General features: G+C 61.4%; 19 protein-coding genes. 18 read left to right on the forward strand and 1 reads right to left on the reverse strand.

Annotated features, from left to right (window positions below):
- The 5 genes from arnT (CRO59_RS21665) to CRO59_RS21685 all read left to right on the forward strand — a co-directional run bounded on the left by arnT (CRO59_RS21665) (nt 1) and on the right by CRO59_RS21685 (nt 7,090).
- Nucleotides 1–1,722, forward strand: coding sequence for a lipid IV(A) 4-amino-4-deoxy-L-arabinosyltransferase (gene arnT, locus CRO59_RS21665; protein ID WP_097089744.1), 1,722 nt, complete (start codon nt 1–3; stop codon nt 1,720–1,722).
- A complete protein-coding gene (locus CRO59_RS21670) occupies nt 1,719–3,236 on the forward strand; it encodes a glycosyltransferase family 39 protein (RefSeq protein ID WP_097089742.1) in 1,518 nt (505 codons plus the stop codon). Before arnT (CRO59_RS21665) ends, CRO59_RS21670 begins: the two co-directional genes overlap by 4 nt.
- A gap of 186 nt (nt 3,237–3,422) precedes the next feature.
- Nucleotides 3,423–4,436, forward strand: coding sequence for an iron ABC transporter substrate-binding protein (locus CRO59_RS21675; RefSeq protein WP_097089741.1), 1,014 nt, complete (start codon nt 3,423–3,425; stop codon nt 4,434–4,436).
- A gap of 3 nt (nt 4,437–4,439) precedes the next feature.
- The gene (locus CRO59_RS21680) at nt 4,440–6,035 is read left to right on the forward strand and encodes an iron ABC transporter permease (protein WP_097089857.1); all 1,596 of its coding nucleotides are present in this window, start codon (nt 4,440–4,442) and stop codon (nt 6,033–6,035) included.
- Nucleotides 6,032–7,090, forward strand: a complete 1,059-nt coding sequence (locus tag CRO59_RS21685; RefSeq protein WP_097089739.1) for an ABC transporter ATP-binding protein — start codon at nt 6,032–6,034, stop codon at nt 7,088–7,090. Before CRO59_RS21680 ends, CRO59_RS21685 begins: the two co-directional genes overlap by 4 nt.
- Here the strand turns inward: CRO59_RS21685 and xerC are convergent, their stop codons facing one another.
- Entirely contained in the window at nt 7,091–7,981 is an 891-nt protein-coding gene (gene xerC, locus CRO59_RS21690) for a tyrosine recombinase XerC (protein ID WP_027611947.1), read from the reverse strand.
- Nucleotides 7,982–8,418: 437 nt separating this feature from the next.
- Here xerC and arnB point away from each other — a divergent pair, with 437 nt between their 5' ends.
- The 13 genes from arnB (at nt 8,419) to CRO59_RS21755 (ending at nt 22,939) form a co-directional block, all read left to right on the forward strand.
- Nucleotides 8,419–9,567: a UDP-4-amino-4-deoxy-L-arabinose aminotransferase gene (gene arnB / locus CRO59_RS21695; protein ID WP_097089737.1), complete on the forward strand. Its 1,149-nt coding sequence runs from the start codon at nt 8,419–8,421 to the stop codon at nt 9,565–9,567.
- Nucleotides 9,564–10,595, forward strand: a complete 1,032-nt coding sequence (arnC, locus tag CRO59_RS21700; protein WP_097089735.1) for an undecaprenyl-phosphate 4-deoxy-4-formamido-L-arabinose transferase — start codon at nt 9,564–9,566, stop codon at nt 10,593–10,595. Before arnB ends, arnC begins: the two co-directional genes overlap by 4 nt.
- Nucleotides 10,592–12,583 (forward strand): bifunctional UDP-4-amino-4-deoxy-L-arabinose formyltransferase/UDP-glucuronic acid oxidase ArnA, encoded by a 1,992-nt coding sequence (arnA, locus tag CRO59_RS21705; protein WP_097089734.1) that lies wholly within the window; start codon nt 10,592–10,594, stop codon nt 12,581–12,583. Before arnC ends, arnA begins: the two co-directional genes overlap by 4 nt.
- The gene (gene arnD, locus CRO59_RS21710; RefSeq protein ID WP_097089732.1) at nt 12,583–13,467 is read left to right on the forward strand and encodes a 4-deoxy-4-formamido-L-arabinose-phosphoundecaprenol deformylase; all 885 of its coding nucleotides are present in this window, start codon (nt 12,583–12,585) and stop codon (nt 13,465–13,467) included. The genes arnA and arnD overlap by 1 nt, the downstream gene beginning before the upstream one ends.
- Nucleotides 13,464–15,113: a lipid IV(A) 4-amino-4-deoxy-L-arabinosyltransferase gene (gene arnT, locus CRO59_RS21715; RefSeq protein WP_097089731.1), complete on the forward strand. Its 1,650-nt coding sequence runs from the start codon at nt 13,464–13,466 to the stop codon at nt 15,111–15,113. The genes arnD and arnT (CRO59_RS21715) overlap by 4 nt, the downstream gene beginning before the upstream one ends.
- Nucleotides 15,110–15,454: a 4-amino-4-deoxy-L-arabinose-phosphoundecaprenol flippase subunit ArnE gene (gene arnE / locus CRO59_RS21720; RefSeq protein ID WP_097089729.1), complete on the forward strand. Its 345-nt coding sequence runs from the start codon at nt 15,110–15,112 to the stop codon at nt 15,452–15,454. Before arnT (CRO59_RS21715) ends, arnE begins: the two co-directional genes overlap by 4 nt.
- The gene (arnF, locus tag CRO59_RS21725; protein ID WP_097089727.1) at nt 15,451–15,864 is read left to right on the forward strand and encodes a 4-amino-4-deoxy-L-arabinose-phosphoundecaprenol flippase subunit ArnF; all 414 of its coding nucleotides are present in this window, start codon (nt 15,451–15,453) and stop codon (nt 15,862–15,864) included. Before arnE ends, arnF begins: the two co-directional genes overlap by 4 nt.
- On the forward strand, nt 15,861–17,240 hold the full coding sequence (locus CRO59_RS21730; protein WP_097089726.1) for a UDP-glucose/GDP-mannose dehydrogenase family protein: 1,380 nt from the start codon (nt 15,861–15,863) through the stop codon (nt 17,238–17,240). Before arnF ends, CRO59_RS21730 begins: the two co-directional genes overlap by 4 nt.
- The gene (locus CRO59_RS21735) at nt 17,237–18,835 is read left to right on the forward strand and encodes a glycosyltransferase family 39 protein (protein WP_097089724.1); all 1,599 of its coding nucleotides are present in this window, start codon (nt 17,237–17,239) and stop codon (nt 18,833–18,835) included. The genes CRO59_RS21730 and CRO59_RS21735 overlap by 4 nt, the downstream gene beginning before the upstream one ends.
- Before the next feature lie 80 nt (nt 18,836–18,915).
- Nucleotides 18,916–19,434 (forward strand): GNAT family N-acetyltransferase, encoded by a 519-nt coding sequence (locus CRO59_RS21740; protein WP_097089856.1) that lies wholly within the window; start codon nt 18,916–18,918, stop codon nt 19,432–19,434.
- A gap of 142 nt (nt 19,435–19,576) precedes the next feature.
- Nucleotides 19,577–20,755, forward strand: coding sequence for an MFS transporter (locus CRO59_RS21745; RefSeq protein ID WP_097089722.1), 1,179 nt, complete (start codon nt 19,577–19,579; stop codon nt 20,753–20,755).
- A gap of 154 nt (nt 20,756–20,909) precedes the next feature.
- Nucleotides 20,910–21,596: an HPP family protein gene (locus CRO59_RS21750; RefSeq protein ID WP_097089720.1), complete on the forward strand. Its 687-nt coding sequence runs from the start codon at nt 20,910–20,912 to the stop codon at nt 21,594–21,596.
- 236 nt (nt 21,597–21,832) lie between these two features.
- Entirely contained in the window at nt 21,833–22,939 is a 1,107-nt protein-coding gene (locus tag CRO59_RS21755; protein WP_097089718.1) for an enoyl-CoA hydratase/isomerase family protein, read from the forward strand.
- Nucleotide 22,940 lies beyond the last annotated feature (1 nt).

Below are 22,940 nucleotides of genomic sequence, written 5' to 3' on the forward strand. Positions count from 1 at the left end.
ATGACGTCTGAGAACAAACCGCTGCACCATGCGGCGTTGAATTTGCCGCGCCTCCACCAGCGCACCCTGATCGAGCGTTTTGCGATCCCCGGGCTGGTGCTGGCATTCGTGGTGTTTTATCTGCTGCCGCTGATGACCCACGGTCTGTGGATTCCCGATGAAACCCGCTATGGGCAGATCAGCCAGGAAATGCTGCAGAGCGGCAACTGGGTGGCGCCGCACTTCATGGGCATTCGCTACTTCGAAAAACCGATCGCCGGCTACTGGATGATCGCCATCGGCCAGGCGATTTTCGGTGAAAACCTGTTCGGCGTGCGCATCGCCTCGGCACTCAGCTCCGGGGTTAGTGTGTGGCTGGCCTACCTGCTGGCCCGGCGCCTGTGGAACAACCCGCGAATCAGCGCCGCGTGCGCCCTCCTTTATATGAGCTTCGGCCTGATCGCAGGGCAAGCCGGCTATGCCAACCTCGATCCGCAATTCACCTTGTGGGTCAACCTCAGCCTGGTGGCGATCTGGTTTGCCATCGACAGCAACACCCCGCGCGCGCGGCTGGGCGGCTGGGCTTTGTTGGGATTTGCCTGCGGCATGGGCCTGATGACCAAAGGTTTCCTCGCCTTGATGCTGCCGGTGCTGATCGCCCTGCCCTACATGATCTGGCAGCGGCGCTTCGGTGAACTGGTGCGTTATGGACTGGTTGCCGTGGCGGTGGCCGCGCTGGTCAGCGTGCCATGGGCACTGGCCGTGCACGCGCGTGAACCGGATTTCTGGCGGTTCTTCTTCTGGCACGAACACATCCGCCGCTTCGCCGCCGGTGAAGACGCACAGCACGCACGACCATGGTGGTTCTACCTGCCGCTGCTGTTTGCGTCCACCTTGCCGTGGGCACTGCTGTTGCCTTCGACGCTGCTGCGTACCTGGCGCGAAAAGCGTGATCCGAAAATCGCCTTCCTCGCCTTGTGGTTCCTGCTGCCGCTGGCGTTTTTCAGCGCGAGCAGCGGCAAACTGCCGACTTACATCATGCCGTGCCTGCTGCCTCTGGCCCTGTTGATGGGCCACACGCTGATGGGCTGGCTCGAACGCCAGAACGGCCGTGTCTTGCGCATCAACGGTGTGGTCAACGTGATGCTGGCCGTTGCCGCACTGGTCGCGCTGATCTATCTGCAAGCGACCCGTGAAATTTACGAACACACCGAAATGTTCAGCCTGTCGCTGGGCTATATCGTGCTGCTCGGCTGGCTGATTGCCGGTTCGCTGCAAGCCTTGCGCCCGCTGACGCTGTGGGCGATGCCGGCGCTGGGCATCGGCCTGCTCGTCGCATTGCTGCCGGCCGCGATGCCGGCGACCATCGTCAACAGCAAGATGCCGGATCAGTTCATTGCCGAACATCAGCAGCAACTGAGCGAAACCAGCTCGTTGCTGAGTAATGACCTGGGCGCTGCGTCGGCACTGTCCTGGCGTTTGCGTCGTCCGCAAGTCGACCTGTTCAACACCGTTGGCGAACTCAAGTACGGCCTCGATGACCCGGCCATGGCGTCACGCAAGGTCAGCCTCGACGGCGTAGGCGAATGGATGACCGAAGCGCGCAAAAAAGGCTCGGTGGGCGTGGTGATGCGCGTCAACAGCACCTCTGACGAGCAGCAACTGGAGCTGTTGCCGATCGATGGTCAGCACTTCCGGCGCGGCAACCTGGAAATCTTCATCTTTGCCCAGAGCAAACCATGACCGCAGACAAAAAAGATCGGGGCGCGTTGCTGCTTCTGCTGGCCGCGACTGCCCTGTTGTTACTGCTCGGCCTGGGCAGTCGCGAGCTGTGGGGGCCGGAAACCCGCTGGGCCAACATCGCCTTGCAGATGCTGCAAAGCGGCGACTATTTCGATCCCTATCTCAAAGGCAGTCCTTATTACGACAAACCGCTGCTGTCGTACTGGCTGATCACCGCGACCTCCTGGTTCACCGGCGGACTGGGGCACTGGTCGTTGCGTCTGTCTTCGGTGATTTCCGCGTGGTTCAGCGTGTGGCTGGTGTATCTGCTTGGCGAGCAACTGTTTCGCAAAGGCACCGGGCTGATCGCCGGCTGGATGCTGGCGACCACCTTGTATTTCGTGTTCTGGGCGCGAGTCGCCACCGCCGACATTCTCACCGTCTGCGGCGTGCTGGCGGCCGTCTGGTGGTATTGGCGCGGCCCGGATGACACCCGCTTCTGGCGTTACGTGGTGTTCTTCGGTTTGTTGTCGCTGACGTCGCTGTTCAAGGGCCTGATCGGTTTCATCCTGCCGGGGCTGGTGCTGCTGCCGCACCTGCTCAGCGAACACCGCTGGAAACGCCACCTGAACCTGCGACTGTTCAGCGCGATATTGATCGCCGGGGCGTTTTACATGGCGCCGTTCCTGTTGTCTCACCTCTACGGTGCGCCCAACTACGAACAAAGCGGCCTCGGTCTGGTGCTGCGTGAAAACGTCGTGCGGTTTTTCCAGCCGTTCGATCAATTCGGGCCGATTTACACCTACTTGATCTACCTGCCGGTTTACACCCTGCCATGGGCGCCGTGCTGGTTGATCGCCTTATGGGTTGCCGCGCGCAACTGGAAGCACATCGAACCGGATACCCGCTGGCTGATTCAAGGGCTCGCGCTGCTGATGCTGTTCTTCACCGCCAGTGGCAGTCGCCGCAGCTATTACGTGTTGCCGCTGGTGCCCTTCGCGCAATTGCTGGGTGCCTGGTGGGTGACCCGGCGCATGGCCGCCCGCAACAGCGAAGGCCGTGGGCTGAAGATCGGCTTCGCTGTCACTACTGTGTTGCTCGCTGCGGTACTGGGTGTGCTTTACCCGTGGACCAACAGCGGCGGCGGTGTCATCCGCTTCGGCGAGCAGGTTCGCGAACAGGCCAGTCAGCAGGCACCATTGAATCAATGGCGCATGGTCATGATCGAGGTCGACAACAAAGTACCGATGTACCTGCAAACCGGTGGTGCACCGTTCTACTACGTGCCGGAAACGATCGAGGAATTCCCGCACAATGGCGACACCGCGACGCTGATCGCCTGGCTGCAACGCACCAGCGGCGAACACTGGGATCCGCAACGCACGATTTTCGTGGCGCAATACCGTTCCGGTGACGCCGTGCCACTGGATGCGCTGAAGGCTGATCATCAGGTCATCACCACCACCCCGACCCGTGGCGAACAGGTATTCCACGGGCGTGCAGACCAGAGCGTGGCTTACATCCCCCACTCCTGAGCAATGACGTTAAGACAAAAGGAGAGAGTCGCGGTAAATTTGAATGGCAATGACAAGTATTAACGGCTTCTTTGACGTTTTTTTCTCATTTGCCACCCTACATTGCCGCGACTCGACACTTGCAAATCGTTCGCATTGTTTCCTGCGAGGGTTTGCTCATAACGTCTGAAAACAGGAGCTGCCCGAATGAATCCACGCTTTCCATCCTTCTTCAAGCGCGCATTGCTGGCCACTGCGTTGCTCGGCACCGGGCAGGCTTTTGCCGCCGATTCGGTGGGTCTGGTGGTCTACAACGCGCAGCATGAAACGCTGACCAAGGCCTGGGTGGCCGGCTTCACCGAGGAAACCGGCATTCCGGTGACCATTCGCAACGGCGATGACACCGAGATGGGCAACCAACTCGTGCAGGAAGGCGCCGCCTCGCCGGCAGACGTATTCCTCACCGAAAACTCGCCGGCGATGGTGCTGGTGGACAACGCCAAACTGTTCGCCCCATTGGCGCCGACAACCCTTGAGCAAGTCGATTCCGCCTACAGTCCGGCCCACGGCAATTGGGTCGGCATCGCCGCCCGTTCCACCGTGTTCGTCTACAACCCAAGCAAGTTGACTGAAAAAGACCTGCCCAAATCCCTGCTCGACCTCGCCACCCCGGCCTGGAAAGGCCGTTGGGCCGCCTCCCCGGCTGGCGCGGACTTCCAGGCGATCGTCGCCGCCGTCCTGCAACAGAAAGGCGAAGCTGCCACGCTGGAATGGCTCAAGGGCATGAAGACCAACGCCACGATCTATCGCGGCAACAGTGCGGTGCTCAAAGCGGTGAACGCCGGACAGATCGACAGCGGTGTGATCTACCACTATTACAGCTTCGTCGATCAGTCCAAGACCGGCGAAAACAGCAAAAACACCAAGCTGTACTACTTCAAACATCAGGATCCGGGCGCGTTCGTCAGTACCTCCGGCGCCGGCGTGCTGGCCTCGAGCAAACATCAGGATGAAGCGCAGAAGTTCGTCAAATACATCACCAGCAAGGAAGGTCAGGAAATTCTCGAAACCGGCACCTCCTTCGAATACGCCGTGGGTAAAGACGCGCCGTCCAATCCGAAGCTGACTCCGCTGAAAACCCTCGACGCGCCGAAAGTCGATGCGTCGACCCTCGACAGCAAAAAAGCCGTCGAGCTGATGACCCAGGCCGGATTGCTCTAAGTGATGCCCGAAACCTTGCCTGCACCGGCCGTTGCGACGGCCGCCGCCAGCCTCATTCACCCGCCCCGCACGCTGGCCGGGCGTGGCAGTTCGTGGGTGGTGAGCTCGGCGGTGCTGGTGTCTTTGTTGTCCCTGCTGCCGATCGCGTTCGTCATCGGCGTTGCGTGGTACACCGGCTGGGCGACCATCGAAGCTCTGATCTTTCGCCCGCGGGTCGGCGAATTGCTGATCAACACCGTGCTGCTGGTGCTGATCACCCTGCCACTGTGCATCCTGCTCGGAACCACCCTGGCCTGGCTGACCGAACGCAGCAATCTGCCCGGCCGCCGCTTGTGGTCAGTGCTGGCGGTGGCTCCGCTGGCCGTGCCGGCGTTCGTCCACAGTTATGCGTGGGTCAGCCTGATTCCGTCGATCCACGGTCTGCCGGCCGGTGTGCTGGTGTCGGTGATCGCCTATTTCCCGTTTCTGTATTTGCCGATTGCCGCGACCTTGCGCCGTCTCGATCCGGCGATTGAAGACGTCGCGCAATCCTTGGGACTCAAGCCGTGGGCGGTGTTCTTTCGGGTGGTGTTGCCGCAATTGCGCCTGGCAATCTGCGGTGGCGCGTTGTTGGTCGGTCTGCATTTGCTGGCCGAGTACGGCTTGTACGCGATGATCCGTTTCGACACCTTCACCACGGCGATCTTCGATCAGTTCAAATCGACGTTTAACGGCCCGGCGGCCAACATGCTCGCTGGCGTTCTGGCGCTGTGCTGTCTGGCGATGCTCACCGCCGAATCTGCCGCCCGTGGCAACGCCCGCTATGCGCGAGTCGGTTCCGGCAGCGCCCGGGACCAGCGCAGCGTGCAACTGGGGCGTGGCGCGACAACTCTGGCGTTACTGTTGCAAACCCTGACCTGCCTGCTGGCCCTCGGTGTGCCGTTGCTCACGCTGGGCCGCTGGCTGGTGGCCGGTGGTGTGCAGGTCTGGCAAGGTGACGAGTTGCTGCCGGCGCTGCTGCAAACCTTGTCTTACGGAGTGGCCGGCGCATTGCTGACCAGTGTCGCGGCGATCCCCATCGCGTGGCTGTCGATCCGCTCGCCGGGCAAACTGCAGCGCTTGCTGGAAGGCTGCAATTACATCACCAGTTCACTGCCCGGCATTGTCGTTGCTTTGGCGTTGGTCACCGTGACCATTCATTTCGCCCGGCCGATCTACCAGACCACCATCACCGTGCTGCTGGCTTACCTGCTGATGTTCCTGCCCCGGGCGCTGGTCAGCCTGCGCGCCGGTTTCGCACAGGCCCCGGTCGAGCTGGAAAACATCGCGCAAAGCCTTGGCCGCTCGCCGATACGCGCATTGTGGCTGATCACCGTACGCCTGGCAGCTCCCGGCGCGGCGGCAGGTGCGGCACTGGTGTTCCTGGCAATCACCAATGAACTGACCGCAACCCTGCTGCTGGCGCCCAACGGCACGCGGACCCTCGCTACCGGTTTCTGGGCGATGACCAGCGAAATCGATTACGCCGCCGCCGCGCCCTACGCGTTCTTGATGATCCTGCTTTCACTGCCGCTGACGGCCATTCTCTATCACCAATCCAGGCGTACCGCTGGCCGATGAACGCTCTCGAACTGCTCAACCTCAGTAAAACCTTCGGCGCGCAGAAGGCGCTCGACGACGTCAGCCTCAACGTGCCGACCGGCAGCCGCACGGTGATCGTCGGCCCCTCCGGTTCCGGCAAGACCACGCTGTTGCGGATGATCGCCGGCTTCGAGTTTCCCGACAGCGGCAGCATTACGCTCAACGGCCAGACGCTGGTCGACCGCAGCCACGCAGTGCCGGCCTATCAACGGCAGATCGGCTACGTCCCGCAGGACGGCGCGTTGTTCCCGCACATGACGGTGGCGGCGAACATCGGTTTCGGCCTGGCCCTGACCGGTGCGGCCCGCACCCAGCGCATCCTTGAGTTGATGGACAGCGTCGCCCTCGACGCCAACATGGCCAACCGTTGGCCCCACGAATTGTCCGGTGGCCAGCAACAGCGGGTCTCGCTGGCCCGTGCACTGGCGCAACAGCCACGGCTGATGCTGCTGGACGAGCCGTTCTCCGCCCTCGACACCGGTTTGCGCAGTGCCATGCGCAAAATGGTCGCGCGCCTGCTCGAAGACGCCGGCGTCACCACCATTCTGGTGACTCACGATCAGAGCGAAGCGTTGTCGTTTGCCGATCAATTGGCGGTGATGCGCAGCGGCCGGCTGGTGCAGTCCGGGCATCCGATGGATCTCTACCGCTATCCGCAGGATGAACAGACCGCGCACTTTCTCGGCGAAGCGGTGGTCCTGCCCGCGCGAATCGAGGCGGGTTGGGCGCATTGCGATCTGGGTCAGGTGGCGGTGAACAGCAACGGCTTCAGCGGCGCCGCGCAGATCATGCTGCGCCCCGAGCAATTGCAGATCGCCGAAGGGGCATCTGACAGTCAAGGCTGCCATGCGCTGGTCACCGACCGTGACTTTGCCGGCAACACCTGCACCCTGACGGTTGAACTGAGCTCATCCGCGACTCAGGATCCGGCCCGTTCGATTCTGGTGCGCAGCTCCGGCATGCACGCGCCGCCCGCCGGCAGCGCGGTGCAGCTGTCGGTACTCGGTGCGGCGCATGTGTTTGGCCTGAACTGATCAGAGATCGAAGCGATCCACCGCCCGCCGCCGCTCGTTGTCATCGCGCACATCGTAGTTGGCGGTGGTCTGGATGTTGCTGTGATGCGCCAGTTTCTGCGCGATCGACAGGTCGTGCTCCTCGATCACCCGAGTGATGAACGAGCGACGGAAATCGTGGGGCATGATCTTCACCCCGACCTGCGTGCCGCGCTGGCGAGCGATGTAGTAGATCGCATGCTTGGTGATCCGCTCGCGGGTGATGTGGCTGCCACGGCGAATGCGGTTGAACAGGAAGGCATCGTCGCTCTCGCCTTCCTTGAGTTGTGAACGGCGCAGTTCGAGCCACGCGTCGAGCTTGCTGAAGGCCCATGCCGGTGCGTATTTGATCAACTGTTTGTTGCCCTTGGCGGTGACGCACAGGCTGCGCTCGCTGAAATCGACCTGATTCAGATCCAGGTCCACCGACTCCGACTTGCGCATGCCGGTGCCGTACAGCAACGCGATGATCGCTGCATCACGCAGGCCCTGCGGGCGCGGGTCCGCGGCGCAGACTTCCATCAATTCGTGAATCAGCGTGCGCTTGAGATTGCGCCCCTGAGACAGCCGCGTGCCGGCGATGCCCTTGACCGAACGCATCTTCAGAAGATGTTCCTGGCTGATCAGACTCATGCGCCAGGCCTCGTTCATCACCCCGCGCACCGCATTCACATACAACGAAGAAGTGTTCGGTGCGTAGTTGTCTGCGCGTAATGCAGCGACGAGCGCTACAACATCTTCCGGTTGCAAGGCATGCCAGGGAATCTCTTCGACATTCATGTCTTCAAAGCCCAGGCGATCGGCCGCATCTTGCAGCACGTAACGCATGGTCAATTGGCTGGAGGGCGCCAAACGCGCGAGGTACAGGCTCATCGGGTTGGTTTTTGGAGCGTCGGGGGTTGCAGCAACTAAATCAATCAAACGTTAAACCTTGAGTAAAAAATGTACAGCACTACAACAACTAACAAATGCAATGTACTTGAAGTAAAGAAGGTACTTGAGCGGCACTGTCCGACAAAAAACTGCGATCGACGGCAGAAGCCTGAACAGCGGCTGTATAAGTGACAGATAAACGATTCGCCAACCGGTTTTTCATGTTCCTTTCACAAAAACCGGCATAACCTTAATTCCCATAGGTACGGTAGTGGCTATGCCCAACCTGCCGGGCAAATCGTGAAAAGTCAATCAATCCCCGACGTCATGCTTTTTTCGCCAACTTATTGATGCAATAGCGCTTTTCTGTGTCTACGCTGAGGCTGGATCCAATAATCGCGTGAATCCATCCTTTATTTTTTTGTAATGAGGTGCCCATGAGTCAGGCGTTTCTCCCCTTCTCCCGCCCAAGTATTGGCGACGAGGAAATTGCCGCTGTCGAGCAGGTGTTGCGCTCAGGCTGGATCACCACGGGGCCGAAAAACCAGGCACTCGAAGAGCAATTTGCGCAGTACGTGGGTTGCAAGCACGCGGTGGCCTTGTCTTCGGCCACCGGCGGCATGCACATCACCCTGTTGGCCCTGGGCATCGGCCCGGGCGACGAAGTCATCACCCCGTCGCAGACCTGGGTTTCGACCGCGAACATGATCTCCCTGCTAGGCGCCAAACCGGTGTTTGTCGATGTCGACCGCGACACGCTGATGACCGACGCTGCGCGCATCGAAGTGGCCATCACCCCGCGAACCAAGGCAATCATTCCGGTGCACTACGCCGGCGCTGCGTTCGATCTTGATCCGCTGTATGCCCTGGCCGACAAGCACGGCATCCCGGTCATCGAAGACGCCGCCCACGCCGCCGGCACCCGCTACAAGGGGCGCCACGTCGGTTCGCAAGGCACGGCGATCTTCTCGTTCCATGCGATCAAGAATATGACCTGTGCCGAAGGCGCGATGTTCGTCACCGACGACGAAGCGCTCGCCAGCCGCGTGCGCATGCTCAAATTCCACGGCCTGGGCGTTGACGCCTATGACCGTCTGACCGGTGGCCGCAAGCCGCAGGCGCAAGTGATGGAACCGGGCTTCAAGTACAACCTGGCCGACATCAACGCCGCGATTGCCCTGGTGCAGCTGCAACGTCTGGACGAAATCAACGCCCGGCGCACCGAGCTGGCCACCAGCTACCTGCAAAAGTTCGAAGGCCTGCCGGTGCAACCGCTGGCCCTGCCCGCCTATGCCCAGCAACACGCCTGGCACCTGTTCATCCTGCGCATCGACAGCGAGCGTTGCGGCATGGATCGCGAAGCCTTCATGAAGGCGTTGCAGGATCAGGGCATCGGCACCGGTATCCATTTCATCGCCACCCACCTGCACACCTGGTATCGCCAGCGTGACCCCGACCTCTACCTGCCCAACACCGAATGGAACTCGGCGCGGCTGTGCTCGATTCCGCTGTTCCCCGACATGACCGGTCAAGACCTTGACCGGGTGGTCGGTGCCATCGCACACATCATGGAAAAACGCCTGTGAAACCTTATCCAATCCGTAGCGTGTCGATCGTCATCCCGGTCTACAACGAACAGGAAAGTCTGCCCGAACTGCTGCGTCGTACCGAGGCGGCCTGCCGCCAACTGAATCACGATTTCGAAATCGTGCTGGTCGACGACGGCAGCCGCGACGAATCGGCGAACATGCTCGAAGAAGCCGCCGGGCGTGAAAACAGCCCGTTCGTGGCGGTCATTCTCAACCGCAACTATGGTCAGCACGCGGCGATCATGGCCGGTTTCGAACAGTGCAAGGGCGACGTGGTGATCACCCTCGACGCCGACCTGCAGAACCCGCCGGAGGAAATCCCCCGGCTGGTGGCCGAAGCCGAAAAAGGTTACGACGTGGTCGGCACCGTGCGCGGCAATCGTCAGGATTCGGCGCTGCGTCGCTATCCGTCGAAGCTGATCAACCTTGCCGTGCAGCGCTCCACCGGCGTCGCCATGAGCGACTACGGCTGCATGCTGCGCGCCTACCGCCGCACGATCATCGACGCAATGCTCGCCTGCCGCGAACGCAGCACGTTCATCCCGATCCTGGCCAACAGCTTCGCCCGTCACACCACCGAAATCGTCGTGGCCCACGCCGAGCGTGAACACGGCGACTCGAAGTACAGCCCGATGCGCCTGATCAACCTGATGTTCGATCTGGTCACCTGCATGACCACCACCCCGCTGCGTCTGCTGAGCATCGTCGGCTTCGCCATGGCCGGCTTGGGCGTGCTGTTCGCGATTGCGTTGATTGTCTTGCGTCTGGCCTTCGGTGCCGGTTGGGCCGGTGACGGCATGTTCGTGCTGTTCGCCGTACTGTTTGTGTTCACCGGTGGTCAGTTCATCGGCATGGGGCTGCTGGGTGAATACCTCGGCCGCATGTACAGCGATGTGCGCGCCCGTCCGCGTTTCTTCATCGAAAAGGTGTTGCGCAGCCAGCCGGCCGCTCCGGCCCCTGCCGTCACCGTTGATGGTCTTTCTTCTACCGCTACTTCTTCCACTTCCGATCAGGTTCTCTCATGAGTGCAAAAACTGTTGTCTTCGCCTACCACGATATTGGCTGCGCCGGCATTGAAGCCCTGCTCAACAGCGGCTATGACATTGCAGCAGTGTTCACTCACGCCGATGATCCGAAAGAAAACGCGTTCTATGCCTCGGTTGCACAGCTGTGCGCCAACAAAGGCATCCCGGTGCACGCCCCGGAAGACGCCAACCACCCGCTGTGGATCGAGCGCATCGCCAAGCTGGACCCGGAGTACATTTTCTCCTTCTACTACCGCAATCTGCTGAGCGAACCACTGCTGGCCCTGGCCAAAAAAGGCGCGTTCAACCTGCACGGTTCGCTGCTGCCACGCTATCGCGGCCGCGCTCCGGCGAACTGGGTGCTGGTCAACGGCGAAACCGAAACCGGCGTGACCCTGCACCGCATGGTCAAGCGCGCTGATGCCGGCGCCATCGTTGCCCAGCAGCGCGTTGCCATCGAGCGCAGCGACACCGGCCTGACCCTGCACGCCAAACTGCGCACCGCCGCCAGCGATCTGCTGCGCGACACCCTGCCGAACATGCTGCAAGGCAAGATCACTGAAACCCCACAGGACGAATCGAAAGCCACCGTGTTCGGTCGTCGCACCCCGGCGGACGGCAAACTGGTCTGGGCCAAACCGGCCGAAGAACTGTTCAACCTGGTGCGCGCCGTCACCCGTCCTTACCCGGGCGCGTTCTGCGCCGTGGGCGAACACAAACTGATTGTCTGGAGCGCCGAGGTCGTCAAGGGCAACGAAGGCCAGGCGCCAGGTCGCGTGATCAGCGTCGATCCGCTGCGCATTGCCTGCGGTCAAGACTCGCTGGTGATCAACGCCGGTCAGCGCAACGACAACGGTCTGTACCTCAGCGGCCCGCAACTGGCCAACGAACTGGGTCTGGTCGATGGCTCGTTGCTGCGCGGCGCCGAATCCGGTCGTGCGCCACGTCGCACTCGTGTGCTGATCCTCGGTGTCAACGGCTTCATCGGTAACCACCTGTCCGAGCGCCTGCTGCGTGACGACCGCTACGAAGTCTACGGTCTGGACATCGGCTCCGACGCCATCGACCGTCTGCGCAGCCACCCGAACTTCCACTTCGTCGAAGGCGACATCAGCATTCACTCCGAGTGGATCGAGTACCACATCAAGAAGTGCGACGTGGTCCTGCCGCTGGTGGCCATCGCCACCCCGATCGAATACACCCGCAACCCACTGCGCGTATTCGAACTGGACTTCGAAGAGAACCTGAAACTGGTTCGCTACTGCGTCAAGTACAACAAGCGCGTGATCTTCCCGTCGACCTCCGAAGTCTATGGCATGTGCCAGGACAAGAACTTCGACGAAGACAGCTCGAACCTGATCGTTGGCCCGATCAACAAGCAGCGCTGGATCTACTCGGTCTCCAAACAACTGCTGGACCGCGTGATCTGGGCTTACGGCGCCAAGGGCCTGAATTTCACCCTGTTCCGTCCATTCAACTGGATGGGCCCGCGTCTGGACCGTCTGGATTCGGCCCGTATCGGCAGCTCCCGCGCCATCACCCAACTGATCCTCAACCTGGTGGAAGGCACGCCGATCCGTCTGTTCGACGGTGGCGAGCAGAAGCGTTGCTTCACTGACATCGCTGACGGCGTTGAAGCCCTGGCGCGGATCATCGACAACGACAACGATGTCTGCAACGGCCAGATCATCAACATCGGCAACCCGGACAACGAAGCCAGCATCCGTCAGTTGGGCGAAGAGCTGCTGCGTCAGTTCGAAGCGCACCCGCTGCGTCACAACTTCCCGCCGTTCGCCGGTTTCCGCGACGTGGAAAGCAAGGCGTTCTACGGTGCCGGTTACCAGGACGTGGAACACCGCAAGCCAAGCATCGCCAACGCCAAGCGCCTGCTGAACTGGGAGCCGACCGTGGAAATGCGCGAGACCATCGGCAACACCCTGGACTTCTTCCTGCGTGAAGCCATGCTCGAAATCGCGGACAAGAAGTAATGCAGGCAGGTCTTCGTATCGATGTCGACACCTACCGTGGCACCCGAGAAGGTGTGCCGCGGCTGCTGGAGATGCTCGACGAGGCGCAGGTCAAGGCAACGTTTTTCTTCAGTGTCGGCCCGGACAACATGGGTCGGCATCTGTGGCGCCTGATCCGCCCGCAGTTCCTCTGGAAAATGCTGCGCTCCAACGCTGCCGGCCTCTACGGCTGGGACATTTTGCTGGCCGGCACTGCCTGGCCCGGCAAACCGATTGGCCGTGATCTCGGGCACCTGATGCGTCAGGCCCGGGACGCCGGTCACGAAGTCGGCCTGCACGCCTGGGATCACCATGGCTGGCAGGCCAACGCCGGGCGCTGGAGCGACGCGCAACTGATCGAACAGATCCGGCGCGGCGTCGACACCTTGAGCGACATCCTCGGCGAAAAGATCCAGTGTTCGGCCGCCGCCGGTTGGCGTGCGGACGAGCGCGTGATCGAGGCCAAGCAGACCTTCGGCTTTCGCTATAACAGCGATTGCCGCGGGCAGAGCCTGTTCCGTCCGCTGCTGGCGGACGGCTCGCTGGGAACTCCGCAGATTCCGGTGGACCTGCCGACCTTCGACGAAGTCGTCGGCCCGCACGTGGCAGCCAAGGACTTCAACGCCTTCATCCTCGACCGGTTCCAGGCGCAAGCATTCAACGTCTACACCATTCATGCCGAAGTAGAAGGGATTCTGATGGCTCAGGATTTTCGTCAGTTGCTGGCCGATGCACGCCAGCGCAACATTGACTTCAAACCCTTGGGCGACTTGTTGCCCGAGTTTTTCAACACCCTGCCCGTGGGCCGCGTGCAACGCGGTGTGCTCGAAGGCCGTGAAGGCTGGCTGGGAGTGCAAGGCGCATGACCAGACGCTGGGCACTGCCGCTGTTGGTCGGCCTCTGTCTGCTGGCCTATCTGTTGCCATTGAGCACCCATGGCCTGTGGATCCCCGACGAAACCCGTTACGCACAGATCAGCCAGGACATGCTGCTCAGTGGCAATTGGGTGTCGCCGCATTTCATGGGGCTGCGGTATTTCGAGAAACCGATTGCCGGCTACTGGATGATCGCCATCGGCCAGGAATTGTTCGGACAGAACCTGTTCGGCGTGCGCTTCGCGTCGGCCCTCAGCACGGCTTTGAGTGTGCTGCTGGCCTACCTGGTCGCGCGCAGGTTATGGAACGATCCGCGCAAGAGCTTCGTCTGCGCCCTGCTCTATATGAGCTTCACCGTCGTCGCCGGTCAGGCCGGGTACGCCAACCTCGATCCGCAATTCACCTTCTGGGTCAACCTGAGTCTGGTGGCGCTGTGGTTTGCGCTCGACAGCCGCAGCACCGGGCAACGGCTGGGCGCGTGGGCACTACTGGGGCTGGCCTGCGGCATGGGCTTCATGACCAAGGGCTTTCTCGCCTGGTTGCTGCCGGTACTGATCGCGTTGCCGTGGATGCTTTGGCAAAAACGCTGGCGCGAACTGCTGGTGTTCGGTCCGGTGGCGATCGCCATCGCGATCATCGTCAGCTTGCCGTGGGCGCTGGCGGTGCACGCACAAGAACCGGATTACTGGCGGTTCTTCTTCTGGCACGAACACATCCGGCGCTTTGCCGGTGACGATGCGCAGCACGATGCACCGTGGTGGTTCTACCTGCCGCTGCTGGTGGCGTTCAGTCTGCCGTGGGTTGGCCTGTTGCCGACCGCGTTCAAGCAAGCCTGGCAAACCCGGGCCCAGCCGAACATGGTTTTCCTGCTGTTGTGGCTGTGGCTGCCGCTGGGCTTTTTCAGCCTGAGCAACGGCAAGCTGCCGACCTACATTCTGCCGTGCCTGTTGCCATTGGCACTGCTGCTGGGCAATGCGCTGGCTGATCGCCTGCGTCTGGAACAAGGTCGGGCACTGGGGATCAACGGCCTGTTGAACCTGTTGCTGGGTGTGGTCACGCTGATCGCACTGGTTTACTTGCAATTGAACAAACCGGTGTACGACCACGAACTGCACAGCCTGGTGCTGGTGTTCATCGCCCTGATCGGCTGGATCATCGCCAACCTGGCGCAAGCGTTCCTGCCGTTGCAGTGCTGGGCGGCGCCGGCGTTGGGCAGTCTGTTGCTGGTGGGAATCCTGCCGGCGGCGTTGCCCAAATCGGTGGTGGCCAACAAAACCCCGGATCAGTTCATCCGCCACCATGTCACCGAACTGTCCGGCGCCACGCACCTGCTGAGCAATGATCTGGGTGCGGCGGCAGCGCTGGCCTGGCGCATGAAACAACCAGCGGTCGCGCTGTACAACACGGTCGGCGAACTCAAATACGGTCTGTCCTACCCGGAAGGCGCCGAGCGCCGACTCACCAAGGACAACGTTCAACAATGGGTACGTGAAGCGCGCCGCAGCGGCTCGGTCGGCGTGCTGATGCGTGTCAAGGGTCAGGACGAGCTCGAAGAGCTGGACCTGCTGCCCAAGGACGGCACCCGTTACGAATCGGGCAATCTGGTGATCATGGTGTTGCCCAAGGATCCGTCATGAGCTGGTTGCTGTTACTGACGGCGTGTCTGTTGACCTGCCTGGGGCAAGTCGCGCAGAAATTCGCCGTGGAGAGCTGGCGCGGCGTTGATTCGTCCTGGGCCGACAAACTGCGTTCGCCGTGGTTGTGGCTGGCGCTGTTTTCACTCGGCAGCGGGCTGCTGGTCTGGCTGCTGGTGCTGCAACGTCTTGAAGTGGGCATCGCTTACCCGATGCTCAGCCTCAACTTCGTGCTGATCACCCTGATTGCCCGCTTCGTCTTTCGCGAGCCCATCGACCGCCAGCATTGGCTGGGCGTGGCGCTGGTGATCGGCGGCGTGGTTTTGCTGGGGCAACAGTCATGAACCAGGCTCGTGGAATCGGTTTTGCTCTGGGCAGCGTAATGCTGGTCAGTGGCGCCCAACTGGGCATGCGCTGGAGCATGACGCGCCTGCCACAACCGGAACAATGGCTGACGGCGCTGAGCGCCGGCAGTGTCGATCTGTCGGCAATGGCCGTGGTGGTGGCGGCGATTTTCGCCTACGCCCTGTCGATGCTCTGCTGGCTCGCGGCATTGCGCGATCTGCCGTTGGGCCGGGCTTATTCACTATTGAGCATCAGCTACGCGCTGGTGTACCTGCTGGCGGCCAGTCTGCCGCTGTTCAACGAATCGTTCAGTTTCACTAAATCGCTGGGCGTGGCAATGGTCATGCTCGGGGTCATCACTATTAACACTCGTCCGTCTCGTGCGCCCGAATTCAGGAGTGCTCCATGAAAATCACAGTATTTGGTAGCGGTTATGTCGGCCTGGTACAGGCCGCCGTGTTGGCCGAAGTCGGTCACGACGTCGTGTGCATGGACATCGATCAGAAGAAAGTCGAACTGCTGCGCCAGGGTCACGTCAGCATCTTCGAACCGGGCCTGTCGAGCCTGGTGCGCGAAGGCCTGGACTCCGGCCGCCTGCATTTCACCTCGGATGAAAAGCTCGCCGTACAACACGGTCGCGTGGCGTTCATCGCCGTGGGTACACCGTCCAGCGAAGACGGCTCGGCCGATCTGAAATACGTGCTGTCGGTGGGTGACGCCGTGGCGCGCCATCGTGAGCAGCCGCTGATCCTGGTGGAGAAATCCACCGTACCGGTCGGCACCGGCGACACCCTGCGTGCGCACATTCAGGCCGCGCTGGACAAGGCCGGTCGTGAGCTGCAGTTCGATATCGTCTCCAACCCGGAATTCCTCAAGGAAGGTTCGGCGGTGTCCGACTGCCGTCGTCCGGACCGCATCGTCATCGGCTGTGAAGGTGACGAAGTGCAAGATGTGATGCGCGACCTGTACTCGCCATTCAACCGCAACCATGACCGCATCATGTTCATGGACCTGCGTAGCGCCGAGCTGACCAAATACGCTGCCAACTGCATGCTGGCGACCAAGATCAGCTTCATCAACCAGATTGCCGAACTGGCCGAACACCTGGGCGCCGACATCGAGTCGGTCCGTCAGGGCATCGGTGCCGACACGCGCATCGGTTACCACTTCATCTACCCGGGCTGCGGTTATGGTGGCTCGTGCTTCCCGAAAGACATGCGCGCGCTGATCCACAGCGCCGAGCAGGCACACTGCTCCAGTGACCTGCTGCAAGCGGTCGAGGCGATCAACGAGCGGCAGAAGCACAAGCTGTTCGACCGTATCAACGCGTTCTACAAGGGTGACCTGCGCGGCAAGACCTTTGCCCTGTGGGGCCTGGCGTTCAAGCCAAACACCGACGACATGCGCGACGCACCGAGCCGCGTGCTGCTCGATTCGCTGTTCGCCGCCGGCGCCAGCGTGCGCGCGTTCGACCCGGAAGCCATGCAGGAAACCCAGCATCTGTACCCGAACGAAGAAAAACTGATGCTGATGGGCACCCCGGAATCGGTGCTGGCGGGTTCCGATGCGCTGATCATCTGCACCGAATGGCAGCAGTTCAAGGCGCCGGACTTCGACCTGATCGAGCAACGCCTGAAAGCCCCGGTGATCTTCGACGGCCGCAACCTGTACGACGCCGAGCGTCTGGCGCGCAACGGCTTCAAGTACTTCCCGATCGGCCGTGGCGACTCGCGCAAACTGCCGATGCCGCTGCAGCAATGGTCTGACAAAGCGGACGTCGCTTGATCACGTTGTCGCCTGTCATCCGCCGGCAGTCCCTGATCGCAGGGCTGCTGGCACTGTTGCTGTTCATCGCCGGGGTTTACAGACAGGCGCCCATTGGCTTCGATTCACGTTTCGTACTGTTTGCCCAGGAGATGCTCCGGCACGGGCCAACGGTATTCCCGACCACTTACGGTGAGCCGTACGCCGACTATTCGGCGCTCTCGACGCTGTTCATCTGGTTGTTGTCGTTGCCCTTTGGCGCGGTCAACACCCTCACGGCATGGCTGCCGAGCGCGATTGCCGGCGGGGTGATCGTGACGTTGATGTATCGGTTGCTGGCGGTGCATTCGCAACGCTGGGCCCTGATCAGCATCGCGCTGTTGATGCTCACCAGCACCTTCGTCACCGAAGTGCGCGCGGTGTCGCAAGACCTGATGCTCGCCGCCGTGGCGCTGTCGGTGTTTTATCTGGGCTATGCGCACGACCACTTCGGCTCGCGCCGGCGCTGGCCGCTGATCTTTGTCCTGTTGTTGCTGGGCTTCGGGATTCGCGGGCCTATCGGCCTGGTGGTACCGACCGGCATGCTCTGCAGTTACTACCTGCTCAACCGTGAGTGGAAACGCCTCTTCGTGTTCGGCGTGATCGCTTCTGTGTTACTCGCAGCGTGTGTCAGCCTGCTGTTGTGGCTGGCGAAACTCAGCGGTGGCGAAGCCTTCCTGCAAGACGTGATTCGTATGCAGTTCATGGGGCGCATGGACGGCAGTGAGGGCGTCAGTGGTTCGCTGTATTACTTCACCAGCTCCATCGGTAACTACGCACTGGCGTATCCGCTGGCGATTCTGGCGTTGGCCGCGACCTGGCTGAGCAAGCCGCATCAGCGCGGGCCGGCCTTGCGTCTGGTGCAATATTGCGCCGCCGCCGGGCTGATCGTCATGGTCGGCTTGTCGATTCCACAGGCGAAGAAGGCGCGTTACCTGCTGCCGATGTTGCCGATGGCGGCGATCATCGCCGCGTACCCGTTTCAGGTGCTGCACGGACGAGTGTTCGGCGTATTGCGTGGGGTGATTCAAGGTATCTGGCTGGTGACGCCGGGACTGTTGATGGTGGCCCTGCTGGTTGCCAAACGCCGCTTTCCCGAGCAACTCGACGGCATCACTCTGGTGCTGATCGTACTCGGCGTTCTGCAATTGCTCGCGTTGGCGCGTCTGATGATCCCGCGCTGGCGGGCCGAAGTGTTGGCGCTGTGCTCGGTGTTAGCCTTGTGGACGGTGTATGCCGCGGTGTTCGAACCGGTGGAGCGACGTCTGTACGATACGCAGGCGTTCAGTCGTGCTGCCTTCGCGCAGGTGCAGCAGAACCCGGCCCCGCTGGTGCTGCACGGCATGGGCAAAGACGCCAAGGCGATCAAGTTCATGGTCAACGTCGAGCAGGACCTGCAACCGCAGTTCACCGAAACGGTGCAGCAACTCGAAGCCCTCAAAGCCCCGGTCTGGCTGATGATGGACAGCAAGGACCTGCAATCGCTGCAAGGCACCCCGCTGGCCAGCCTGCAACCGGTGCTGACCGGGCGTTTCGACAAGAACGATTACGTGCTGTTGTATCTGAAGCCCTTGTAGGAACTGATTGAGGCTGCGATCTTTTGCGCTTTCAGGAAAAAGATCGCAGCCTGCGGCAGCTTCTACAGGGACTGTTTACCATGAGTTTTGTTGTACGCCGGGCGCGGCAGAATGATGCCGCCGCCCTCCCCGCCATCGAACGCTCGGCCGCCGAGCTGTTTCGCACAGATCCTACCCTCGCCTGGCTTGCCGACACCGACGTGGCAAGCGCCGCGCAACACCGCCAAGCCATCGACAATGCCTACGTCTGGGTCGCCGAAAACACCTCGGCGCAACTCGCAGGGTTTATCCGCGCGCTGGATTTCGACAACCAACTGCACATTGAAGAACTGTCGGTCAGCCTGGCATTTCAGGGGCAAGGCGTGGGTCGTCGACTGGTGTTGACTGCGATCGAACATGCCCGCCATGAGCAATTGCGCGCGGTGACCCTGACCACGTTTCGCGACGTGCCGTGGAATGCGCCGTTTTATCAGCGGATGGGGTTTGTGGAAGTCGAACCCGGTGAGCACGCAGCGCATTTGCTCGACGCTTTGCAGAAAGAAGTCGAGCATGGTTTTGCCGCCGAGCGACGCTGCGCCATGCACCTGATATTGCCCTGACAGGACAAATCCCTTGTAGGAGCGAGCCTGCTCGCGATAGCGTCCTGTCAGTCAACTGGGTTGGCGCCTGACACTCGGTATTCGCGAGCAGGCTCGCTCCCACAAGGTTTCTCATCATAAAAATAAGGACATTTGCACTGCCGTGGCCACCTACTCCCGCCTGATCCGCCGACTGATGATCACCTCGCTGAGCATCGTCATCAGCCGTGCCCTGATCAGCCCGCTGCTGACCTTGTTTCTCAGCAACAAACTGGGCCTCAACCCGCAGGACGTCGGTCTGCTGTTGGGCATCGCCGTGTTCAGTGCCACGCTGTTGTCGCTGTACGGCGGCTACATCATCGATCGACTCGACAAGCGCCAACTATTGATCCTGACCATGCTTTCCAGCGGTGTCGGCCTGATGCTGCTGACCTTCGCGCAGAATCTGTACCTGGTCACGCTGGTGCTGATCATCAGTGAAACGGCGTCGGCGCTGTTCCTGATCTGTTCCAAAGCGATGCTCAGTGAAAACCTGCCGGTCGGCCAGCGGGTCAAGGCGTTTTCGCTGAACTACACGCTGACCAATATTGGCTACGCCGTCGGCCCGATGATCGGCGTGGTGATTGCCGGGGTTCAGCCTTCAGCGCCGTTTATCGTCGCGGGGCTGATTGCCGCTGGCAGCGTTTTTCTGCTGCTGGGCGTGTCCCGCGAGGCCAGTCCGGAGTCGCAGGCTAGCCCCCCGCAGAGTTTCCTGAACACCCTGATCATTCTGAAAAACGACCGCACGATGATCCTGTTCACCCTCGGTTGCTTGCTCAGCACCCTGGTTCACGGGCGCTTCACCCTGTACCTGTCGCAGTATCTGCTGGTGACCCACACGCAGGAGCAGACCCTCGACACCATGGCCGCCCTGCTCGCCTGCAACGCGATCACGGTGATCCTGCTGCAATACCAGATCGGGCGCTTCCTCAAGCGTGAGCACCTGCGGTTCTGGATTGCCGGCGGCACCACGTTGTTCATCGTCGGCCTGATCGGCTTTAGCCTGGCCGACAGTCTGGTCGGCTGGTGCGTGGCGATGTTCATCTTCACCCTCGGCGAGATGATCATTTACCCGGCGGATTTCCTCTTCGTCGACACCCTCGCTCCCGAAGAGCTGCGCGGCAGTTACTACGGCGCACAGAATCTCGCGGCACTGGGCGGTGCGCTGAGTCCGGTGATGTGCGGGTTTCTGCTGATGCACACGCCGGCGCCGAGCATGTTCTACGCCTTGAGCGCTCTGGCGGGGCTGGGTGGGTATTTGTGTTTTGTCAGCGGACGCCGCGTGGCGACAACTCAAAAATAATGCACTGAAGCAGCATTTATATGAATTTGTCAGCATCGACTTTGCACGGCACACTGTGCGCGTTCCTCCCCCAATAGTTGGAACGCTTCGAGGACTTTCCGAAACGGACAAGTCCTTTTTTTTGCCCCGAATTTACTGCAAGGACCCGATTCACATGCTCGCTCGCTGGTTGCCCGCCGCCATCAACACCCGCCCCACCGAATGGAGCCGCGCCGCGATCGGCATGGCGCTGGGCACTTTGTTCAGCGTCTGGGTGTGCAGTCAGGTGTTCGGCATTGAGGTCGCGTATCACCTGATCGGGCCGTTGGGCGCTTCAGCGGTGTTGCTGTTTGCCGTCTCATCGGGCGCCCTCGCGCAACCCTGGTCGATCATCGGCGGCTACCTGTGCGCCAGCGTGGTCGCGCTGCTGGTGGCCCACGTCCTCGGCCGAACCCTCGGCAGCGCCTGCCTGGCGGCGGGCATGGCACTGATCCTGATGTGTTGGCTGCGTTGCCTGCATCCACCGGCCGGCGCCTTGGCGCTGACGCTGGTGCTGGCCGATCCGGCCACCATCGCCATGGACTGGAAAGCCATGGAACCGGTGATGCTCGCCGCCGCGTGCATGCTGCTCAGCGCGCTGGCCTACAACAACCTGACGCGCATCCGCTACCCCAAGCGCCCGGCCGAGCCAGCACCGGCACTGGCACCGGTCGATAGCCAGGCAATTACCGCTGAGGATTTGAAACTGGCACTGGCCGACATGGAAGCGTTCATCGACGTCACTCCCGAAGACCTCGAACAACTGATCCACGCCAGCGAACTGCACGCCAAACGCCGCAGCATCGGCGAAGTCTTCTCCTGACATCCCACGCTCCCTGTAGGAGCTGTCGAGTGCAACGAGGCTGCGATCTTTCAAGATCAAAAGATCGCAGCCTTCGGCAGCTCCTACACCCGCAGATAGCGATTTTTTCTTAAGGCAAAAACGCAAACTCCCCCTGCACATATCCCGGTTGTACACGGCAAATTTGCACTGTTACGATCCGTCAACGCTCGCGCGCGAGCTTCTCGAATAAAGACAATAAAAGCAGGGAGTTAGTGATGACTGCTCAGGCTTCATCCCCGCGGACGCCGTCCATGGATGCCACGCCAGACGAAGTGCTGGCCGAGGTTCGCAATCACATCGGTCACCTGACCCTCAACCGCCCCGCCGGTCTCAACGCCATCACCCTCGACATGGTTCGTCAGTTGCAGCAGCAACTCGATGCCTGGGCGACTGACGCCAGCGTGCACGCCGTGGTGCTGCGCGGTGCCGGTGAAAAGGCGTTCTGCGCCGGTGGCGACATTCGTTCGCTGTACGACAGCTTCAAAAGCAGCGACACGCTGCACGAAGATTTCTTCGTCGAGGAATACGCCCTCGACCTGACGCTTCATCATTACCGCAAACCGGTGCTGGCCTTGATGGACGGTTTCGTCCTCGGCGGCGGCATGGGCCTGGTGCAAGGTGCGGATTTGCGGGTGGTCACCGAAAAGAGTCGGCTGGCGATGCCGGAAGTGGCGATCGGTTATTTCCCCGATGTCGGCGGCAGCTATTTCCTCTCGCGGATTCCCGGTGAACTGGGGATCTATCTGGGCGTCAGCGGCGTGCAGATTCGTGCGGCCGATGCGTTGTACTGCGGGCTCGCGGACTGGTTTGTCGACAGCAGCAAACTGTCGAGCCTCGACGAACAACTCGATCACCTGGAATGGCGCGACACGCCGCTCAAGGATCTGCAGGGCCTGCTGGCGAAAAACGGCGTGCAAACCCTGGCCGATGCACCGCTGGAGAAACTGCGCCCGGCCATCGACCACTTCTTCGCCCTGCCGGACGTGCCGAGCATCGTCGAGCAACTGCGCGCGGTCACCGTCGCCGACAGCCATGAGTGGGCGACCACCACCGCTGACCTGCTGGAGACCCGCTCGCCACTGGCGATGGCCGTGACCCTGGAAATGCTCCGTCGCGGTCGGCACCTGAGCCTGGAACACTGTTTCGCCCTCGAACTGCATCTGGATCGCCAGTGGTTCGAACGCGGCGACCTGATCGAGGGCGTGCGCGCCCTGCTGATCGACAAAGACAAGACACCACGCTGGAACCCGCCGACCCTTGCTGCGCTGGACGCCGGGCATGTCGCGAGTTTCTTCCACGGTTTTACTGAGAGCGGGAGCTGAG

Origin of the sequence: Pseudomonas sp. LAMO17WK12:I5, from assembly GCF_900215165.1 — a bacterium.
In the GTDB taxonomy this organism is placed as follows: domain Bacteria; phylum Pseudomonadota; class Gammaproteobacteria; order Pseudomonadales; family Pseudomonadaceae; genus Aquipseudomonas; species Aquipseudomonas putida_A.